The following is an 18,800-nucleotide window of genomic DNA, read 5'->3' as shown; positions in this document are numbered from 1 at the left end:
CTTGGTGAACGCCACATTCGACAATCCCTCGGATGGCGAGGGCGTGAACCTCCATGGTCCAGACAACCAAAACCGCCGGTAACGAGACCCAGGTCCTCACTCTGGTGATCGCCACCAGCCTGGCGATTGCCGCCGGCCTGCTGGCGGCCGTCGGCGTCAACGCCGCCCCACGCGATCCCTCTCGCGTCGCGGCGGTGTTCCCGCCGTGGTGGACCCCGTCCCAGGCCTTCGCGGCGGCCGGTTCGGCCGGCGACATCGCCGCCGCCGGCGGCGCGCCCTTCATCCTCATTCTCCGCGGCGACGCGGCCGACCTGGCGCACCGCGCCCGGTCGGCCGGCGCCCTGTTGATCCTTGATCCCGACCTCGCGGGCATCTGTGCGCCCAAGGAAGCAAGCCTATGACCTTCACCTTTTCGAGCCTCGAAGCCCAACGCCGGGCGGGAGGCCGGATGATCGTACTGGCGACCTGGCTGATGGCGCCCATCGTGCTCGGGGCGCGTCTGAGCGTCCATGGCCCGATCCTGGGCATCGCCATCGCCAGCCTGATCGCCGCGGCGGGCGCGACCCTGGCCCTGCGCCTGGCGCCGAGCGGCTCGACGGGACGCGCCCTGACCGGCGTGGCCCTGATGGCGCAGGTGTCCCTGCTGGTCGCGGCCCTGGGCGGCCACGCCTGGCAGACCGACATGCACATGGCCTATTTCGCCGCCCTGGCCATGCTGGTCATCTATTGCGACTGGATGGTGATCGCCGCGGCCGCCGCCACCGTCGCCGTCCACCATCTGGGCCTCAGCTACCTCTTGCCCGCCGCCGTCTTCCCCGGCTCGGCCAGCCTGGGCCGGGTGATCGTCCACGCCGTGATCCTGATCGTCGAGGCCGGCGTGCTGATGGCCGTCACCTCCAGCGTCAGCCAGATGTTCGCCATCTCGGCCGCCGCCCTGGCCAAGGCCGAGGACGCCGTCGGCCAGGCCCGCAGCGCCAATGAGGCCGCCGAGGCGGCCCGCCGCTCCGAGGAGACCGGTCGGGTGCAACATGCCGAGACCCAGGCCGCCACCGAGCGTCAGCGCACCGACGCCGTCGCCGCTCTCGCCCAGGCTCTCTCGCGCCTGGCCCAGGGCGACCTGAGCATCCGCCTCAACACCCGCTTCGCCGAGGCCTTCGAAACCCTTCGCGCCGACTTCAACACCGCCGCCACCAAGCTGGCCGACGCCCTGATCGTCATCGACGGCCGCGTGGTCGGCGTACAACAGGGCTCCGACAAGATCGCCGACGCCGCCGTCCAGCTGTCGCGGCGCACCGAGCGCCAGGCCGCCAGCCTGGAAGAAACCGCGGCCGCCATGGACGAAATCACCACCACGGTCGGTCAGACCGCGTCCGGCGCCAAGAAGGCCGCCCAGGTGGTCGCCCAGGCCCGCACTGACGCCCGCCGCTCCGGCGAGGTGGTCAGCGAGGCCGTCGCCGCCATGGGAGCCATCGAGCACAGCTCCAGCCAGATCACCAACATCATCGGCGTGATCGACGAGATCGCCTTCCAGACCAACCTCCTGGCCCTGAACGCCGGGGTCGAGGCCGCCCGGGCGGGCGAGGCGGGTCGCGGCTTCGCGGTCGTCGCCCAGGAAGTCCGCGCCCTGGCCCAACGCTCGGCCGACGCCGCCAGGCAGATCAAGACCCTGATCTCCACCTCCACCCAGCAGGTCGAGGCCGGGGTCGGTCTGGTGGGTCGCACCGGCGAGGCCCTGGACCGCATCGTCGCCCAGATCGCCGAGATCGATTCGCTGGTCTCCGACATCGCCGCCTCGGCCCAGAGCCAGGCCCAGGGCCTCAGCCAGGTGAACGGCGCGGTCAACCAGATGGATCATGTGCTGCAGGAAAACGCCGGCATGGTCGACGAGACCGCCACCGCCACCCGCGCCCTGAACGCCGATGCGGCGGGCCTGGCCGAGCTGGTCGCGCAGTTCCAGCTGCCGGCCCAGGGCGGGGGTCGGGTTCCTGAACGACTGAGGGCCTAAGGGATACAGTTCACTCAAGGGCAGCCTCGCCCCCTTGCTTATCCTGAACGCCCCTCTTATCCTTTCAGCCCCCGGTCGCGCGCGCCAGCGATCGGACGAATACTCCTCATTCGGCGAACCGAGCTAAAATCCGCAATGGAAAAAGTGCCGATGACCGCCGGGGGTTATCAAACCCTCGACGATGAACTGAAGCGTTTGAAGACGATCGAACGTCCGGCCGTGATCGCGGCGATTTCGGAGGCGCGCCAGCATGGCGACCTCTCCGAAAACGCCGAATATCACGCGGCCAAGGAGCGTCAGGGCTGGATCGAAGGCCGTATCGCCGAGATCGAGGACAAGATCGCCCGTGCGCAGGTGATCGACGTCTCCAAGCTGTCGGGCAGTCACGTGAAATTCGGGGCGACGGTCAGCGTCGTCGACGAGGACACCGAGGAAGAGGCCCGCTACCAGATCGTCGGCGACCACGAAGCCGACGTGAAGGAAGGCCGCATCTCGCTGTCCTCGCCGCTGTCGCGCGCGATGATCGGCAAGGAAGTCGGCGAGGTTGTCGAGGTCTATACCCCCGGCGGCGTCAAGGCTTACGAGATCCTCAAGGTGGAGTGGCTGTAGAGCCTCTGGCTCCACGGCCCCACCCGCGCCATAAAGCGAGGCCATGAGCAAGGCTGCCCCCCTGGGGCGGCCTTGTTTGCATGACTGCGCGCCGGATACCGTCTTGAAGAAACCCGCCCCGCCTCCACTGATCCTCTGGGCCATCTCGGATGGTCGCGCCGGCATCGAGGCCCAAGCTGTCGGTCTGGCCGAGGCGGTGGCGCGCGCGGCGCGCGCGGGCGGCCAGGAGGCCCGGGTCGAGATCAAGCGGGTCGGCTGGACCGGCCGCATCGGCCGTCTGCCCTGGTGGCTGAACCTGCTGCCGCGACACTGGCTGACCCCCGAGAGCGACATCAAGGCTCCCTGGCCCGATCTGTGGATCGCCGCCGGCCGCGCCACCCTGCCCCTGTCGATCCGCGCCAAGCGCTGGTCGGGCGGCAAGACCTTCGTGGTCCAGATCCAGGATCCGCGCGTCCCGCCGCAGATGTTCGACCTGGTGATCCCGCCCAAGCACGACCGGCTGTCGGGCGACAACATCCTGTCGATCACCGGCTCGCCGCACCGGGTGACGGACCAACGACTGGCCAGCGAATACGACCAGTTCAGGGCGCAGCTCGACGCCCTGCCCCGTCCGCGCGTGGCGGTGCTGTTGGGCGGCAAGTCCAAGGCCTTTGATCTGCCGGTCGAGCGCGCCGCCCAGATGGCTCACCAGATCCAGATCCCGCTGGAGCAGGAAGGCGGCTCCCTGCTGATGACCTTCTCGCGCCGCACGCCCGAGCCGGCTCGGGCCCTGCTGACCGCTCGCCTGCGCCACCTGCCCGGCCTGATCTGGGACGGCGAAGGCCCCAACCCCTATTTCGCCTTCCTGGCGGCGGCCGACTACATCCTCGTCAGCGAGGATTCCACCAACATGGCCACCGAGGCCGCCTCGACCGGCAAGCCCGTCTTCATCCTGAAGATGGAGGGCCAGAGCCTCAAGTTCCGCCTGTTCCATGAAGAGCTGGAACGTCAGGGCGCGGCCCGGCCCTATGGCGGGGCGTTCCACGGCTGGACCTATGAGCCCGTCGACGAAACCGGCCGCGCGGCGCGCGAGGTCCTCGCGCGAATGCGGGGCGAGACGCCGGCGGTTGAAGAGGTTTTGGCTGAGGCCGAGCCTGCGCCCGAACCGGTCATCGAGACGCCGCCGGAGCCCGTGGTTCAGGTCGCGCCGGAACCGCCAGCCAAACCCAAGCCCGCGCGCAAACCCCGCGCCAAGCCCGCTTCGCCCGCCGCCGCAAGGACCTCGGCCAAGCCCAAGGCGGCGACGAAGGCCAAGGCGCCGGTCAAGGCCGCCGCCAAACCGCGCGCGAAACCTCAGGCCAAGCCCAAACCTCAATAATCCCGCCTTCCTGGGCCTTGTGCCCAGGACCCATGCGTCAGCTCGCGCGGCTAAGGCGAATGGACGCCCACACTGGCGGCGCGCTGCTGAAGCACCTCAACACCAAGCCACGCCATGGGTCCTCGCCACAAGGGCGAGGAAGGCGATGGATATTGCTTCAAATTGATTTTTTGATACACTCAACCCATAAGGGAAGGTCACTGGATAGCCGTCTACATCATGACCAACCAGCGACTCGGCACGCTGTACATCGGGGCGACCGGCTATCTGACGCGCCGCGTTTGGGAGCACAGAGAAGGACTGCTTCCTGGCTTCACCAAGACCTACAAGCTGACCCGCCTAGTTTGGTACGAAACGCACGAGGACATGCCGACGGCCTTCCAGCGGGAACGCAGCCTTAAGCGCTGGCCGCGCCAGTGGAAGATCAATCTGATCGAACGCGACAACCCGTTCTGGGACGACCTGTGTCCTGGCTTGCCATAGGCAAATAGCCCCCGACTTCCTGGGCCTTGTGCCCAGGACCCATGCGTCAGCTCGCTCTGATCAAGCGAGTGAACGCCCACACCGACGGCGCGCAAGGGGCAGCGCATCACCAAACCCAGCCCTGGGTCCTGGGTCCTGGGCGCCAGGCCCGGAAAAGCGGTTTGAGTTGCGTCAATTGATCGGAACGGGCGATACCTGTCCCATGATCCTCGCCGTCCTCCAGGCCCGCATGAGCTCCACCCGGCTGCCGGGCAAGGCGCTGATGCCGATCCTGCGCCAGCCGATGATCGTGCGGCAGATCGAGCGGGTGGCGCGCTCGCGGCGCATCGACCGGCTGGTGGTGGCCACCAGCGACCAGCCCGAGGACGACGCGATCGAGGCCGCCGTGCGCCGCGAAGGGATCGCCGTGCATCGCGGGCCCATGGGCAAGGGGCTGCAACATTTCATCGGTGTGCTGGACGCCCATCCCGCCGACCATGTGGTGCGACTGACCGCCGACGCCCCCCTGGCCGATCCCGACCTGATCGACGCCACCATCGACCTGCATCTGTCGAGCGACGCCGACTGCACGAGCAACAGCCCCGACGGCGCGGCCTGGCCCAGGGGGCTGGAGGTCGAGGTGATCACCGCCGCCGGCCTGCGTCGCGCGGCCGCCCGGGCTGACGCCCAGCAGGCCCGCGAGCCCATCACCTGGGGCGTCCGGAACACCCCAGATCAGTGGAAGATCGCCTGGCTGCCGGCCGCCCCCGGCGAGGGCGAGATCCGCTGGACGATCGACCGCCCCGACGACTACGCCTTTGTCGCCACGGTCTATGACCACCTCTATCCGGCCAATCGCGCGTTCAGCTCGGCCGACATCAAGGCCTTCGTCGCCAGACGGCCGGACCTTGCGATGTACGGCGGGGACCGGCGCGGATGAGCCCCCGCATCCTCTTCGTCTGCGACGCCGGGCCCGCCGTGGGCGGCGGTCATGTGATGCGCAGCCTGACCCTGGCCCAAGCCCTGAGCCAGGCGGGCGCGACCTGCGCCTTTCTGGCCCGGCCGGCGGTCGAGGCGGTGCTGGACGCCTTCGCCCCCGACACCCAGCGAACCACCGCCGCCGAGCCGTTCGACGCCGTGGTCTTCGACCACTATGGCCTGGCCGCCCCCGACCACCGCGCGTGCGCCAGGGGCCGTCCGACCCTGGTGATCGACGACCTGGCCAACCGGCCGCTGGAGGCCGATCTGGTGCTCGACTCCGGCCCGGCCCGCACCGCCGAAGACTATGCCGGTCTGGTCCCGCCGCTGGCCGCCCTGCTGCTGGGGCCCCGCCATGCGCCCGTGAGGCCCGCCTTCGCGGCCCTGCGCGAACAGGCCCTGGTCCGCCGGACGGCCGGGGGCCGGGTGAAGCGGATCCTGGTCTCGCTGGGCCTGACCGATGTGGGCGGGATCACCGGCCAGGTCGTGGACCTGCTCTTGCCCCGCATCGACGACATCGTGCTGGACGTGGTGCTGGGCGGCGGCGCGCCCAGCCTGCCGCGCCTGAGGGCGATGAGCGATCCGCGCCTGGTCCTGCATGTCGACACCCCGGACATGCCGCAGCTGACCCTGAAAGCCGACCTGGCCGTCGGGGCCGGCGGCTCGACCAGTTGGGAGCGCTGCGCCCTGGCCTTGCCGACCCTGACCCTGATCCTGGCCGACAACCAGGTCCCCGCCGCTACGGCCCTGGCGGCCGCCGGCGCCAGTCTGTGCCTCGACGTCGCGGCTAGCGGCTTCGACACGGCGTTTGGACGGCAGATCGACCGGCTGATCGCCGAACCCGACGTGCGCGCGTCCCTGTCGACGGCCAGCGCCCAGGTCTGCGACGGCGGCGGCGCGGCGCGGGTGGCGGCGGCGTTTCTGGAGCGGCTTCCACAGCGTTAAACCCCTGCCGCGCTTTCGCCACAGGGGCGGGATCTGCTGCGCCACGCGCCAGGTCTGCGGCGCAGGGGGCGCGGGTTCGGGGACCGGATGACAGGGATTGGGCGGTCACGAAACCGGCTTTACGGCTTTGTCGCCCTGTCGCTGGTCGTCCACGCCCTGGCCCTGGCCTGGCTGGCCCGACAGGCCTCGCCCCGCCTGCCGGGCCCACAAGCCGATCTGGCGGTCCTGTCGGTGACCCTGGTGGAGCCCTTCAGACCGGACCGGACGAGAGAGACGGCGCCGGCCACGCGACCTCCTCAGCCCCGGACCGGACCTGACACCCCCGCCGAGGCGACGCGCGACCTCGCACCGAGCCCCGCCCCGCCGACACCAGCCCAGCCCGGAACCCCCGCGCCGCCTGGCCTTGTCGCCCCCGACACCCTGCGCGCGGCGCTTCGCGCCAGCGTCGGATGCGCGCGCGCGACCTTCAACAAGCTCTCGCCCGAGGAGCGCCAGGCCTGCGCGGAGACGCTGGGCCGACGCAGCACTTCGGCGCAGGCCTATGCCGCGCCGATCGATCCGGAGAAGCGGGCCTATTTCGACCAGGTCGCGGCGGCCTATCAGGGCGCGCCCGGCGAGGCGGCCGGCGGCGGGGTGTCGCCCGGCGCCGCCTATGTCCCCCTGTTCAAGTGCTCCGTCGTGTTCGGGCCCGGTCGAAAGCCCAGGGACCGCCAGGGCGATCTGCGTCTGGGCTCATCCCCCTGCGGCGTGAAACTGCAGGGCAGTTGGCTGACGCCTGAAGCCAATGTGCGACGGCGTTAGACGGGCAGTGACACGACGAGGTGCGACAAAGCGCCCGCCGTGAACGGACGATCTTTAACAAAGTCTTCGGGCCTTCACCCGGAGTCTTCGGCCTGACATTTCACGCCCGGACTCTGATCGCCATGCCCGCACAGCCCGACCTTGAGGGCCTGAACCCTGCCGGGGCGTTCGCCGGCGCCACCGGGCCGGAGACGCCGCGGGTCGACGGGCGCTCGGTCTCATGAGCGATCGCGTGCGCATCGTCGGCGGCGGCCTGACCGGCATCCTGGCGGCCTTCGAGGCCCATCGCCTGGGCTGGCGCGACATCACGATCCAGGAGCGGTTCGCGACCCTGGGCGGCGAAGCCCGGCCCAAGGTGGTTCATGGCCGCGAGATGCGCGACCGCTGCGACGATTTCGGCGGCCCCGGCGATCCCATCGTCGAGACCCTGACAGCCCACGGCGCCCGGTTCGAGACCTTCGACAACCGCTTCGGCTCGGTCAGCCTGGGGGCTGACGGCCGCCGGGTGTTCACCTGGGACTTCGGCGGGCCGACCGTGGATTGCGCGGTGACCCGGATCGTCAAGCCGGCGAGTGACAGTCTGGCCGCCCGCATCGCCGCCTATCCCGAGGCGATCGCAACCCGGCTGGAGGCCTATTGCCGCTGGCGCCTGGACGTCGATCTGGACACGGTGCATGGCGAGGCCGCCCGCCCCCTGGCCATCAACCGGGTGTTCCCCGCCACCGCCGACCTGGGCGCGCTGGCGGCGATGAAGGCGAGCGATCCCTGGGCGGACGACCTGTACGGCATTCCGCGCGGCCTGTCGGGCCACGGCGCCAACCTGACCGCGAGCCTGCCCGTCGGCGGCTTTTCGGCCCTGTTCGATACGTGCCACGCGGCCCTGAACCGGCTGGGCGTCAAGGTCGAGCTGAACGTCCTGGCCTCGCCCTGCGCCCTGCTGGCCGCGCCGCAGGCCGACGAGACGGTGGTCTGGACCGCTGATCCGACCCCGCTGCTCAAGCCTCTTGGCCTGCCGACGCCCAACCTGGCGACCAAGAGCTGCTTCACCTACGTCTTCGCCGTCACGTTTGACGGTCCCTGCCCGGTCCATGTCCAGAACTTCACCGCCCAGGGCGCGGCCTTCCGGGTCTCTCTGTACCAGAGTGGCGGCCAGACCCTGGCGACGGCCGAATGCGTGCGCGAGGCCGACCTGAACCACCTGCCCACCGAGATGCGGGTGCTGTTGTCGGGCTTTGGCGCGCTGAAGGTCGGGGCGCTGCTGCACAGCGACATCCAGCCCCGCGAGATCTATCCCTCGATGGCCTTCATCGAAGGGCAAAAGGCGCTGCGCGACGCCCTGAACCACAGGTTCGGCGACCATTTCATTCCCTGCGCCTGGGAGCGCCATGCCAAGACCGCCAAACTGGCGCAGGTCAGCGCCGCCCTCGCGACCGCTCGGCGCAGCCCGGCGGCGGCGATGAACGGACGCCGCGACGGCATGAGCGCGCGGGTGTCGCCCGCATCATCGCTGGCCACTGGATAACAGCGTTCACTTCCGTCATCTTCCCCCCAAGTCAGGGGGAGACAATCCTATGAGTCCACGCAAGTCCGTCGTGATCACCGGCGTGTCCACCGGCATCGGCTGGGCCACCGCCCAGGTGCTGATCGCACAGGGCTTCCATGTGTTCGGCAGCGTCCGCAAGGCCGCCGACGCCCAGCGCCTGCGGAGCGCGTTCGGCCCGGCCTTCACGCCGATGGTCTTCGATGTCACCGACGAGGTCGCGGTTCGCGCGGCCGCCCGCAAGGTCCAGACCGCGCTCAAGGGCGACACCCTGACGGGCCTGGTCAACAATGCCGGCATCGCGGTCGCCGGCCCCCTGCTCTATCTGTCGGTCGACGAGTTTCGCCAGCAACTGGACGTCAACCTGACCGGGGTGGTCATCGCCACCCAGGCCTTCGCGCCGCTGCTGGGCGCGCAATCGCCTGCGCGCAAGGATCCGGGCCGGATCGTCAACATCTCCTCGGTCGGCGGCAAGAACGCCAATCCATTCATGGGTCCCTATTGCGCCACCAAGTTCGGGCTTGAGGGCCTGTCGGAATCCCTGCGGCGCGAAATGATGCCGTTCGGGGTCGAGGTGGTGATCGTCGCGCCCGGCGCGGTGGCCACGCCGATCTGGGACAAGGCCGACAAGGTCGATGTCAGCCGCTACGCCAACACCGTCTATGCGCCGGCCCTTGAGCGCCTGCGGGCCTTCATGCTGTCGCTGGGCAAGTCCGGCCTGCCGCCGGAGAGGATCGGCGAGGTCGTGCACGCCGCGCTGACGACGCCCCGTCCCAAGACCCGCTACGTGGTCACGCCCGACCCGTTCCAGGTGTTCATGACCGGCGTCCTGCCCAAACGGACCCTCGACCGGATCGTCGGCAAGCGGCTGGGGTTGTTGCGGAACGGGTGAGGGCGAAGCCCCCTACCCCACCATCGACCAGTCCAGCGGCTCGCCGCGGCTGAGGTCGCGCGAGGCCTTGCCGGTCAGCACCTTGTCCAGCTCGACCGGCGGCAGGCCGTTGCCGGGGCGAACCGAGCGGATATTGGCCCGGGTCAGGGGCTCGCCGGCCTTGACGTCGGCGGTGACATAGAGCGAGCGGCGAAACAGCAGGCTGCCGCGCTCGGAGCCCAGCAGGTCGTAATTGACCGCGCCCAGCGCCGACCAGGCGTTCTTGCAGTCGTCGACCAGGGCCTTGAACTCGAGCGGCTCCAGGCTGAAGGCGGCGTCGGGGCCGCCGTCGGCCCGGGCCAGGGTGAAATGCTTTTCCACAGCGCAGGCCCCGACCGCCACCGCCGCCACCGAGGCGGCCGAGCCCGGCGTGTGGTCCGACAGGCCGACGGGGCAGCCAAAGCGCCGGGCCATGTCGGCCACCGTCCGCACATTGGCGTCGGCGAAGGTCGAAGGATAGCTGGACACGCAGTGCAGCAGCATCACGCCGGCGGCCCCGGCGGAGAGCGCGGCGTCGCGCGCCGCCTCCATCTCGTCCAGATTGGCCATGCCGGTCGAGATGATCAGCGGCTTGCCCTTGCTGGCGGCGTACTGGATCAGCGGGATGTCGACGGCCTCGAACGAGGCGATCTTGAAGGCCGGAGCGCCCAGGCTGTCGAGCAGATCCACCGCCGTCTCGTCGAACGGGCTGGAGAAGATCGTCACCCCGCGCTGCCGGGCGCGCTCGAAGATCGCCGCATGCCATTCGAACGGCGTCTGGGCCTCTTGATAGAGCTCATAGAGCGTGCGGCCGTCCCATAGCCCGCCGTGAATCCTGAACTCGGGCCGGTCGACATCCAGGGTGATGGTGTCGGCGGTGTAGGTCTGGATCTTGATGGCGTCGCAGCCGGTGGCGGCGGCGGCGTCGACCATGGTCAGGCAGCGCTCGAGGCTGCCGTTGTGATTGCCCGACAGTTCACAGATCACATAGGGCGCGTGGTCGGCGCCGATCGGACGGCCGGCAATGGTGATCGAGGGGGAAGCGGTCATGGGGCGGCGCTCGAAAACGAGGTTTCCGCCCACTTAACCGCTAAATCATGGACGAGGCGTCAACCGGCGCAGACGATACAACCTCAAGGGATCAGTCTAGAAATTTCCACCAGACAGCTTTCGGCAAGATCCAGCCTATGGTGAGCGCGTTTCAACACAGTTGCGGGGGCCATTTGTCACAGGCAGAAAAGCTCTTCGCCGCCATGGCGCAGAACCCTATCGGGGATTGGCGCATTGCCGATGTGGAATTGGTCTGCCGTTATTTTGGCGTGACCTGCACAGCGCCGTCAGGAGGCGGCTCGCACTATAAAATCTCTCACCCTACAGCCCCTGAAATCCTTACGATTCCGGCCCGTCGCCCCATCAAGCCCGTGTACATAAAACATCTTGTGACCTACATTAGACGGGCAATGGGACCCGCCAACGATGCCTAACGCGACCTACAGCGTCATCGTCGAGCCGATCTCCGCCGAGGATGGCGGCGGCTTTCTTGCGACCGTCCCGGACCTCCCCGGCTGCATGTCGGATGGAGAAACCGAAACCGAGGCCGTGCAAAACGTTCAGGGCGCTATCGCCGAGTGGATTGAACAGGCGCGCGCTGAAGGCCGCAAAATCCCCCCTCCCGATCCCTATTACCGACGCGTGCGCCGCGCGGGTTAGGCTGACCGGCGCCTTAACCGCTAAATCATGGACGAGGCGTCAATCTCGGTGACCTTGCGCGGCTGGTCACGCCCCGACGCCTGACGTTCGCGCCAGGTGATCGCCGCCGAGACGGCGACCAGGCCGGCGAACAGCGCGATCAGCGCCGCGCCGAGCGCGACATGGCCGATCCAGAAATTGGCCAGGCCCAGGAACAGAACAACCAGACCCAGGCCCAGAAAAACTCCGCGCTTCATGATGGTTTCCTCCCGTGGCTGTTATCGCCACTGCGACGAATTCACACTATATCAGCGCCCATGACCAGTCCCGAACCCCGCCACACCCGCTGCCTGATCATTGGTTCAGGCCCCGCCGGCTACACCGCCGCCATCTATGCCGCGCGCGCCCTGCTGCAGCCGGTGCTGATCGCCGGCCTGCAACCCGGTGGTCAGCTGACCATCACCACCGATGTCGAGAACTATCCCGGCTTCGCCGACGTCATCCAGGGCCCGTGGCTGATGGACCAGATGAAGGCCCAGGCCGAGCATGTCGGCACGGAGTTCGTCACCGACATCGTGCTGAGCGCCGACCTCTCCAAGCGGCCGTTCCACATCACCACCGACAGCGGCCAGGACTGGCTGGCCGAGACGGTGATCATCGCCACCGGCGCCCAGGCCAAGTGGCTGGGCCTGCCCAGCGAGAGCCGGTTCCAGGGCTTTGGCGTCAGCGCCTGCGCCACCTGCGACGGCTTCTTCTATCGCAACAAGGAGGTCGTGGTGGTCGGCGGCGGCAACACGGCCGTCGAGGAGGCCCTGTTCCTGACCAGCTTCGCCAGCAAGGTCACCCTGGTGCACCGCAAGGACGAGCTGCGGGCGGAAAAGATCCTGCAGGAGCGCCTGCTGGCCCATCCCAAGATCGAGGTGGTCTGGGACAGCGCCATCGACGAGGTCACCGGCGACACCGATCCCATGGGGGTCACGGGCGTGCGGCTGAAGAACGTCAAGACCGGCGAGACGACCGATCTGAAGTGCGACGGCGTGTTCATCGCCATCGGCCACGCCCCGTCGTCGGAGCTGTTCAAGGACCAGTTGGAAACCCATGCGGGCGGCTATCTGACCGTCAAGCCCGGCACCACCTCGACGGCGATCGCCGGCGTCTATGCGGCCGGCGACGTCACCGACGACATCTACCGCCAGGCCGTCACCGCCGCCGGCATGGGCTGCATGGCCGCCCTGGAAGCCGTCCGCTTTCTGGCCGAGGAAGACCACAGGAAGGCCCACCACCCGATCAGCCACGCCGAGGCCGAGAAGATCGGGGTCTGGTGATCTAGCGGCGCGGCGCGTTGATGAAGTCGATGACGTAGTCCGCGAAGGCCTCCGGACGCTCCAGATACATCAGGTGCCCGCTCGCCGGCACGATGATCCGATGTGCGCCCGGGACCGCGGCCTCGATCGCCTTGGCCTGCTCCTGCACGTCCTTGATATCGACCGCGCCGACCAGAATGAGGGTCGGCGCGCGGATTTCGCCCAGGCGCGGCATGTCCGCCGCCAGCGGCTGTTCCCGGGTCCCGGCGGTGACATTGCCAGGGTAGGCGCGCAGCAGGTCGGCCACACGCTTGCGTTCGGCCCTCGCGCCCTTGGTCAGGATGTAGGGGTCCTTCACGGCGCTGTTGACCGCCCCCAGCTTGAACAGGACCAAGAGCTTGAGGGTGCGCGCCAGAAAGCCGTAGGACGCGTCGAAGCCGCTCACCCACGGGCCGACCAGCACCAGATGATCAACCGCCTCAGGATGGGCCAGGGCGAAATCCACAGCCACGCCGCCGCCCGAAGATGACCCCACCAGGGTGGCGTGCGGCATGTCGACCGCCTTCATCAGCGCGGCCAGGTCCACGGCCGGCGTATAGGGACCAGAAGACGCCGGCGATGCGCCATAGCCGCGTCGGTCATAGCGCATGACGCGATAGCGCTGGCAGAGCAGCGGCCACACCTCGTCATAGGCGGCCGAGTGCAGGATGCCGTCATGCAGCAGAACAACGGCTTGAGGTCCCGCGCCGCAGGTCTCGTACGCGAGCTTGCCGCCGTCGACGTCCAGGAACCTGGGCGCCGCCGTCGCGCGGGTGGCGCAGAACAGCAGGCAGCCGGCCGCGATCGCCCGGGCGGACGTTGAAATTCTCATCGAAAGATCTCCGGTTCTGCGCGTCGTCAGCCGACGCGTTTCAGCTCATGGCCTTGGACGTCTGGCGGTTGCTCGGGCTGGTATTCGAGGATGTCGCCGGGCTGGCAGCTCAGATAGGCGCAGATGGCCTCCAGGGTCTCGAACTTGACGCCCTTCACCTTGCCGGACTTCAGCAGCGAGAGGTTGGCGTCGGTGATCCCGATGGCGCGGGCCAGGACGTTGGAGCGCACCTTACGGCGGGCCAGCATCACATCGAGGCGAAGGACGATAGGCATCAGACGAACGCCTCCCGATCTTCCTCGATTTCGCGGCCGACCTGCATCACCTGGCCGATCACCAGCACCAGCAACCCCAGCACAAAGGCCTGCAGGCTGGCCATATGGGCCCAGTTCTTGTCGATCTCGTAGCCGGTGGCGCTGAGCGCCAGATGACAAAGGAACGGCGAGACGGCATAGGCGCAAAGCCAGGCGCCGATCGCGCCGAAGCGCACCGCGGCGGCCTTGGAAAACACTTCGCCACTGGCATAGTGGCCAAACAGCGCGCGCAGGCTCCAGAAGATCATCAGGATCGGGGTCGCCCGCACGATGCCGACCAGCACATAGACCAGGCGATGAACCAGCGGCAGCGAACCGAACGCCACAGTATTGGCCGGCGCCTCGCCGATATAGCAGTTGTCGGGCCCGATCCGGACCAGTTCGCCACGATAGAACAGCATCACGCCGATCGCTACCGCCAGGATCAGGGCCGACAGCGAAAACAGGCCGGTGAACAATCCGGCGATCCAGCCGCTACCGATCCGCACCCGGCGCTGGGCGACGCTTTCGGGCGGCTTCACCGGCCTGCGAACAGGCGGTTGCAACTTGACGATCGTAGCCATGGCGTCCTCCGCGACACCACGATCAAACAGAAAAAACTTTCTGTCAAACGATATGTGACGGCAGTTCAAACCCGTCGGAAAAACAAGTCCTGCACCCCTCACCCGCCACCCGCCACCCGCCACCCGCCACCCGCGCCGAGGCGCGGATTTCTAAGTGCGGGAAAGCCCCCCCTAGTTCAGCGGATTGAACAGGCTGGGCGGGCGCGGTTTCGGCTTGGGCGGCGGCGGCGGAGGCGGCTTGGGAGGTTCGACCACCGGCGGCTTGTCGGGCTCGGCGGCCGCGCCATCCAGCTTGTCGAGCGCCTTGTTGATCTGGGCGATCTCTTCGGGCGTCGGGATACGGCGACCGGCGACCATGCCCTCGACCTTCAGTCGCTCGCCGCCGGGCGCGCCGGCGTCGGGGGTCATGACCAGACGCGCGCCGGGCGGCATGACGGTGGGCACCAGCCCCGCGGCCTGCGCTTGGGCCAGGACCTCGGTATTGACCACCGCGCCGGCGGCGCGGGCCTCGGCGGGCGCGGCTTCCAGGGTGCGGGCGTCGGCGGCCAGCAGGATGTCGGCGGTGACGTCCTCGCCGCCGCGATACTTGCCCCTGAACGCCGCCAGCGTGCCCGACGGCCCGGTCCAGCGATAGAAGATGTGCTGGCCCACCTGCCGCAGCTTGACCAGGGTCGGGGCCCAATAGGGCGACACATAGCTGGCGTGATAGTGGGTGGCGACGCCGACATCCTTCATGACGAAGCCGTTCAGGGCGCGCCGCGCCACCGATTCCGCCGTGGCCCACAGCACCGGGTTGGGTTCGCGGCCCAGGGAGCCGTCGCAGGCGAAGCTGAACTGGCAACCGGTGGCCCGCGCCGCGCCCTCATAGATCACGCCGCAGACCGTCTTGGGATAGCCGGGGTGACGCAGGCGGTTCAGCACCGTCTGGGCCACGGCTTCCTGCCCGGCGACCGGCTCATAGGCGGATTCAAAATAAACCGCCTGGGCCAGGCACCGCAGCGCCTTGACCCGATCGGTGGCCGAGGCCTTCAGCACGAACGGCCGCGCCGGCTCGATGGGCAGGGGCGCGGGACGGCGCAGGGCGTTGATGATGCGGGCGTCGTCGAAGCCCGGCGTCAGGTCCGAAAAGCGCGGGATGGCGGCCAGGTCCAGCCGCTCCCAGCCGGCGACCCGCCCCCAGTAGTCCTTGTGCGGACGCGGGTCGTGGCGTCGCGCCAGGGCCAGCATGGCCGGATCCATATTGGCGACATAGCGGGTCAGGGCGGCGTCGGAAAAGCCGCGCGTAATCCGGGCCAGACCGGCCTCGCGACCATAGCCGCTGGGCACATAATAGGTCGCGCAGGCCGAAAGGCCGCCCAGGACGATCAGTCCTGCGACGGCCCGGGCCAGGCCGGTTGAGCTGGGTAGTGGCACGAAGTCTTATTTGCCGCCCAAGGTCGCGCGGAGCATCCAGGCATGTTTTTCGTGGGCCTGAAGACGCTGGGTGTAGAGGTCGGCGGTGGCCTCGTCGCCGGCCTCATCGGCTGCCGGGAAAGCCGCGCGCAGGGTGGCGATGACCGTCTCGTTGTCGGCCTTCAGCTCCTTGAGCATGGCTTCCCAGTCCTGCTCGGGATCGCCGTCCTTGATGCTGGAGAGGTTGCCGAAGGCGGCATAGCCCTGCGGCGCCAACTCACCCAGGGCGCGGATGCGCTCGGCGATGGTGTCCAGAGCCGCCCACTCCTCGGTGTACTGACCTTCCAGCAGGACGTGCAGCGACTGGAAGTTGGGCCCCCGCACGTTCCAGTGATAGCCGTGGGTCTTCAGATAGAGCGCATAGCTGTCGGCGAGCACCTTGTTCAGCCCCGAAGCGATCTCGGAACGTTGCTTAGCCGACAGTCCGGTGTTGGGCGCGACAGCCATCATAATCTCCCGTGTTGCTTGTTCTAGGTAAGCTCGTCCATGCTCTTGGCAAGCCTTGTTTGGCCGGAGAGCGACAAAGGTGAGCCAGGACCCCTCAGTCTTGAATTCCGAGGAGCGCAGACGCCTCTACGGGGTGATAAGCGCCTGGCTGATCCCCTCTGTTCCACCGCCCGCCTGGCGTTGCGTCCTCGCGACGATGATCGCCATCGCCGCCGCCGTTCTGATGCGCGTCGCCTTGCTGGGCCTCAGCGACGGGGTCGGCGCGACCCAATCCTTTTTCCCGGCCATTGTGCTGGTCACGCTGTATGCGGGCTGGCGGTGGGGCCTGGCCCCGATCATCGGCGGCGCGGCCTTCGCGGCGTGGCTTTGGGCGGGCCGCCACGACAGGGCTCTGTCCGAAAACGAGATCGCCAGCCTGGTGATCTTCCTGGTCTCCGGCGGCGTCACCGCCGCCGTCTGCGAGGGTCTGCGCGACGCCCTCCAGGGCTTGGCCAGGGCCCGCCACGAACAGAACGACGCCGAACTGCGCCTGCAGGTCGCGCAATCCGCCGCCGGCGTCGGCCCGTGGGACTGGGACATCGTCAGGGACGTCCTCAGCCTGTCGTTCGACGCCCGACGCAACCTGGGCGTTGCGCCCTACGATCCGGTCGATTGGCCGCGCATGAACGCCCTGATCCATCCCGACGACCGCCAGATGGTCACCGACACCATCCGCGCCTCGGTTCGGGCCGGCGACGCGTGCGAGGTCGAGTTCCGCCTGGCCGATCAGAGCCAGGGCGAGCGCTGGGTCCACGCCCGCAGCCGGATGCTGCGCAATGAGGCCGGCCGCGCCGTACGCATGGTCGGCGTCAACTTCGACATCACCGACCGCCGCCGCGCCGAGCAGCAGGTGCGCGAGAGCGAGGCCCGGTTTCGCAGTCTGGCCGACAGCGCCCCGGCCCTGATGTGGGTGTCGCGGCCCGGCGGCCTGCGCGAGTTCGTCAACAAGGCCTATGTCGACTTCGCCGGCCTGCCGTACGAGCAGACCCTGACCCTGGACTGGCGCACCCGGCTGGACCCCGAGCATCTTGACGACATTCTGGCCGCCCAGATCGCCGGCGAGTCCTCAGGCAAGCCCTTCACCCTGGAGGCGCGCTATCGCCGCGCCGACAACGTGATGCGGTGGCTCAAATCCTTCTCGCAGCCACGGTTCGCCCCGGACGGATCGATGGACGGCCTGATCGGCATCGCCTTCGACATCACCGACATCAAGCAGGCCCAGGTCGATCTGGCGGGCGTCAATGACCTGCTGGCCGAGCGCGTCCAGGCCGCCCTGGCCGAACGCGACGCAGCCCAGGCGGCGCTGTTCCAGTCCCAGAAACTGGAGGCGATCGGCCAACTGACCGGCGGGGTCGCCCACGACTTCAACAACCTGCTGACGGTGATCATCGGGGCGCTGGACGTGGTGGATCGGCATCCCGACGACCTGGCCCGGCGCGAGCGGATGGTCGCCGCCGCCCTGTCCGCCGCCAAGCGGGGCGAGAAACTGACCCAGCACCTGCTGGCCTTTGCGCGCCGCCAGCCCTTGCGGCCGGAAGTCTCTCGCATCGACCGGCTGATCATCGACAACGAGGACCTGCTGCGGAGGGCCTTGGGCGACTCCTATAGTTTCCAGCTGCGGCTGGCCGGCGGGCCCCGCCACGCCCTGATCGATTCCGGCCAGTTCGCGGCGGCCCTGCTGAACCTGGTGGTCAACGCCCGCGACGCCACACCGGCGGGTGGTGAGGTGATTGTCGAGACCGGTCCGGTGACCCTCGACAAGCCGGTGGGCGATGCGCCCCCCGGCGCCTATCTGCGCGTCGCCGTGTGCGACACCGGAACGGGCATGGACGCCCAGACCATCGCCCGGGCGGTCGAGCCCTTCTTCACCACCAAGCCGACCGGTCAGGGCACCGGTCTGGGCCTGTCCCAGGTCTATGGTTTCGCACGGCAAAGCGGCGGTTCGGTGGAGATCGTCAGCCAGCCGGGCCAGGGCGCCTGCGTGACCATGCTGCTGCCGATCGCCGAGGCGCCAGAGACCGGCGACGCCGTGACGGTCGAGCACCTGCCCGCCCAGATCCCCTCGCGGATCTTGCTGGTCGAGGACGACGCCGAGGTGGCCGAGCTGGTCGGGGCCATGCTGGGCGATCTGGGCCACACGGCGGTGCGGGCCGCCGATGTCGCCGACGCGCTCCAGCGGCTCGAACAGGACCCCGCCATCCAGCTGGTGCTCAGCGACGTGATCATGCCCGGCGGCCGCAGCGGCGTGGACCTGGCCGAGCATCTGGCGGCGACCCGGCCCGACCTGCCGGTGGTGCTGTGCTCAGGCTATACCGGCGGCGAGCAGGCCCGCGCCGAGGCCGGCGCCTGGCCGTTCCTGAACAAGCCGTTCTCCATGGACAGCCTGGCGCGGGCGCTGAGCGCGGCGCGGGCGGGCTAGAGCTCGTCCCCGGTTGGCGTAGCGACACCCTTTGCAATCCCTTCACAAAGGTCTATATGTCTTTCGTCACTTATGCTCACTTTCAGCATAAGTGG

General features: G+C 68.7%; 20 protein-coding genes. 13 read left to right on the top strand and 7 right to left on the bottom strand.

All coding sequences use genetic code 11. The features are described 5' to 3' along the window. The first annotated feature begins 53 nt into the window (after positions 1–53). From ACW18B_RS07215 to ACW18B_RS07170, 10 genes are all read left to right on the top strand, one after another. A complete protein-coding gene (locus tag ACW18B_RS07215; RefSeq protein ID WP_492050747.1) occupies positions 54–401 on the top strand; it encodes a hypothetical protein in 348 nt (115 codons plus the stop codon). Further along, positions 398–2,005 carry a methyl-accepting chemotaxis protein gene (locus tag ACW18B_RS07210; protein ID WP_492050746.1) on the top strand — a complete coding sequence of 536 codons (1,608 nt, stop codon included), beginning with the start codon at positions 398–400 and terminating at the stop codon, positions 2,003–2,005. The genes ACW18B_RS07215 and ACW18B_RS07210 overlap by 4 nt, the downstream gene beginning before the upstream one ends. Positions 2,006–2,140: 135 nt before the next feature. After that, complete coding sequence (gene greA, locus ACW18B_RS07205; protein WP_492050744.1) at positions 2,141–2,614, top strand: transcription elongation factor GreA; 474 nt, start codon at positions 2,141–2,143, stop codon at positions 2,612–2,614. Between the two features lie 103 nt (positions 2,615–2,717). Then, positions 2,718–3,971 (top strand): mitochondrial fission ELM1 family protein, encoded by a 1,254-nt coding sequence (locus tag ACW18B_RS07200; RefSeq protein WP_492050742.1) that lies wholly within the window; start codon positions 2,718–2,720, stop codon positions 3,969–3,971. Positions 3,972–4,190: 219 nt separating this feature from the next. Further along, the gene (locus tag ACW18B_RS07195) at positions 4,191–4,454 is read left to right on the top strand and encodes a GIY-YIG nuclease family protein (protein WP_492050740.1); all 264 of its coding nucleotides are present in this window, start codon (positions 4,191–4,193) and stop codon (positions 4,452–4,454) included. 202 nt (positions 4,455–4,656) lie between these two features. Beyond that, entirely contained in the window at positions 4,657–5,373 is a 717-nt protein-coding gene (locus ACW18B_RS07190; protein ID WP_492050738.1) for a cytidylyltransferase domain-containing protein, read from the top strand. Next, the gene (pseG, locus tag ACW18B_RS07185) at positions 5,370–6,356 is read left to right on the top strand and encodes a UDP-2,4-diacetamido-2,4,6-trideoxy-beta-L-altropyranose hydrolase (RefSeq protein WP_492050736.1); all 987 of its coding nucleotides are present in this window, start codon (positions 5,370–5,372) and stop codon (positions 6,354–6,356) included. The genes ACW18B_RS07190 and pseG overlap by 4 nt, the downstream gene beginning before the upstream one ends. An 87-nt stretch (positions 6,357–6,443) precedes the next feature. Next, positions 6,444–7,157 (top strand): hypothetical protein, encoded by a 714-nt coding sequence (locus ACW18B_RS07180; protein WP_492050734.1) that lies wholly within the window; start codon positions 6,444–6,446, stop codon positions 7,155–7,157. A 220-nt stretch (positions 7,158–7,377) separates the two neighbouring features. After that, on the top strand, positions 7,378–8,679 hold the full coding sequence (locus ACW18B_RS07175) for an NAD(P)-binding protein (RefSeq protein WP_492050732.1): 1,302 nt from the start codon (positions 7,378–7,380) through the stop codon (positions 8,677–8,679). 49 nt (positions 8,680–8,728) lie between these two features. Further along, positions 8,729–9,589 carry an SDR family oxidoreductase gene (locus ACW18B_RS07170; RefSeq protein ID WP_492050730.1) on the top strand — a complete coding sequence of 287 codons (861 nt, stop codon included), beginning with the start codon at positions 8,729–8,731 and terminating at the stop codon, positions 9,587–9,589. A 12-nt stretch (positions 9,590–9,601) separates the two neighbouring features. Here ACW18B_RS07170 and pseI read toward each other — a convergent pair whose 3' ends face one another. Next, the gene (gene pseI, locus ACW18B_RS07165; RefSeq protein ID WP_492050729.1) at positions 9,602–10,657 is read right to left on the bottom strand and encodes a pseudaminic acid synthase; all 1,056 of its coding nucleotides are present in this window, start codon (positions 10,655–10,657) and stop codon (positions 9,602–9,604) included. Between the two features lie 426 nt (positions 10,658–11,083). On the opposite strand from pseI, the gene ACW18B_RS07160 reads away from it, so the two are divergent. Next, positions 11,084–11,317 carry a type II toxin-antitoxin system HicB family antitoxin gene (locus ACW18B_RS07160; RefSeq protein WP_492050726.1) on the top strand — a complete coding sequence of 78 codons (234 nt, stop codon included), beginning with the start codon at positions 11,084–11,086 and terminating at the stop codon, positions 11,315–11,317. A gap of 20 nt (positions 11,318–11,337) precedes the next feature. Here ACW18B_RS07160 and ACW18B_RS07155 read toward each other — a convergent pair whose 3' ends face one another. Continuing rightward, positions 11,338–11,553 (bottom strand): hypothetical protein, encoded by a 216-nt coding sequence (locus ACW18B_RS07155; protein ID WP_492050724.1) that lies wholly within the window; start codon positions 11,551–11,553, stop codon positions 11,338–11,340. A 60-nt stretch (positions 11,554–11,613) separates the two neighbouring features. On the opposite strand from ACW18B_RS07155, the gene trxB reads away from it, so the two are divergent. Next, entirely contained in the window at positions 11,614–12,621 is a 1,008-nt protein-coding gene (trxB, locus tag ACW18B_RS07150; protein ID WP_492050722.1) for a thioredoxin-disulfide reductase, read from the top strand. A gap of 1 nt (position 12,622) precedes the next feature. Here trxB and ACW18B_RS07145 read toward each other — a convergent pair whose 3' ends face one another. The 5 genes from ACW18B_RS07145 to ACW18B_RS07125 all read right to left on the bottom strand — a co-directional run bounded on the left by ACW18B_RS07145 (position 12,623) and on the right by ACW18B_RS07125 (position 16,247). Then, a complete protein-coding gene (locus ACW18B_RS07145) occupies positions 12,623–13,471 on the bottom strand; it encodes an alpha/beta fold hydrolase (RefSeq protein ID WP_492050720.1) in 849 nt (282 codons plus the stop codon). A 26-nt stretch (positions 13,472–13,497) separates the two neighbouring features. Then, the gene (locus ACW18B_RS07140; RefSeq protein ID WP_492050718.1) at positions 13,498–13,746 is read right to left on the bottom strand and encodes a helix-turn-helix domain-containing protein; all 249 of its coding nucleotides are present in this window, start codon (positions 13,744–13,746) and stop codon (positions 13,498–13,500) included. Further along, entirely contained in the window at positions 13,746–14,348 is a 603-nt protein-coding gene (locus ACW18B_RS07135) for a DUF2975 domain-containing protein (protein ID WP_492050716.1), read from the bottom strand. The genes ACW18B_RS07140 and ACW18B_RS07135 overlap by 1 nt, the downstream gene beginning before the upstream one ends. Before the next feature lie 171 nt (positions 14,349–14,519). Next, the gene (locus ACW18B_RS07130) at positions 14,520–15,761 is read right to left on the bottom strand and encodes a cell wall hydrolase (protein ID WP_492050715.1); all 1,242 of its coding nucleotides are present in this window, start codon (positions 15,759–15,761) and stop codon (positions 14,520–14,522) included. A gap of 6 nt (positions 15,762–15,767) precedes the next feature. Further along, positions 15,768–16,247: a Dps family protein gene (locus ACW18B_RS07125; RefSeq protein ID WP_492050713.1), complete on the bottom strand. Its 480-nt coding sequence runs from the start codon at positions 16,245–16,247 to the stop codon at positions 15,768–15,770. Positions 16,248–16,443: 196 nt separating this feature from the next. Between ACW18B_RS07125 and ACW18B_RS07120 the strand changes: the two genes are divergently transcribed. Further along, complete coding sequence (locus ACW18B_RS07120) at positions 16,444–18,705, top strand: PAS domain-containing protein (protein WP_492050711.1); 2,262 nt, start codon at positions 16,444–16,446, stop codon at positions 18,703–18,705. Positions 18,706–18,800 lie beyond the last annotated feature (95 nt).

It is taken from the genome of Caulobacter sp. FV2ps19 (assembly GCF_058681035.1).
The sequence above is the reverse complement of the archived record's forward strand: the minus strand, read 5'-3'. Positions and strand labels throughout refer to the sequence as shown.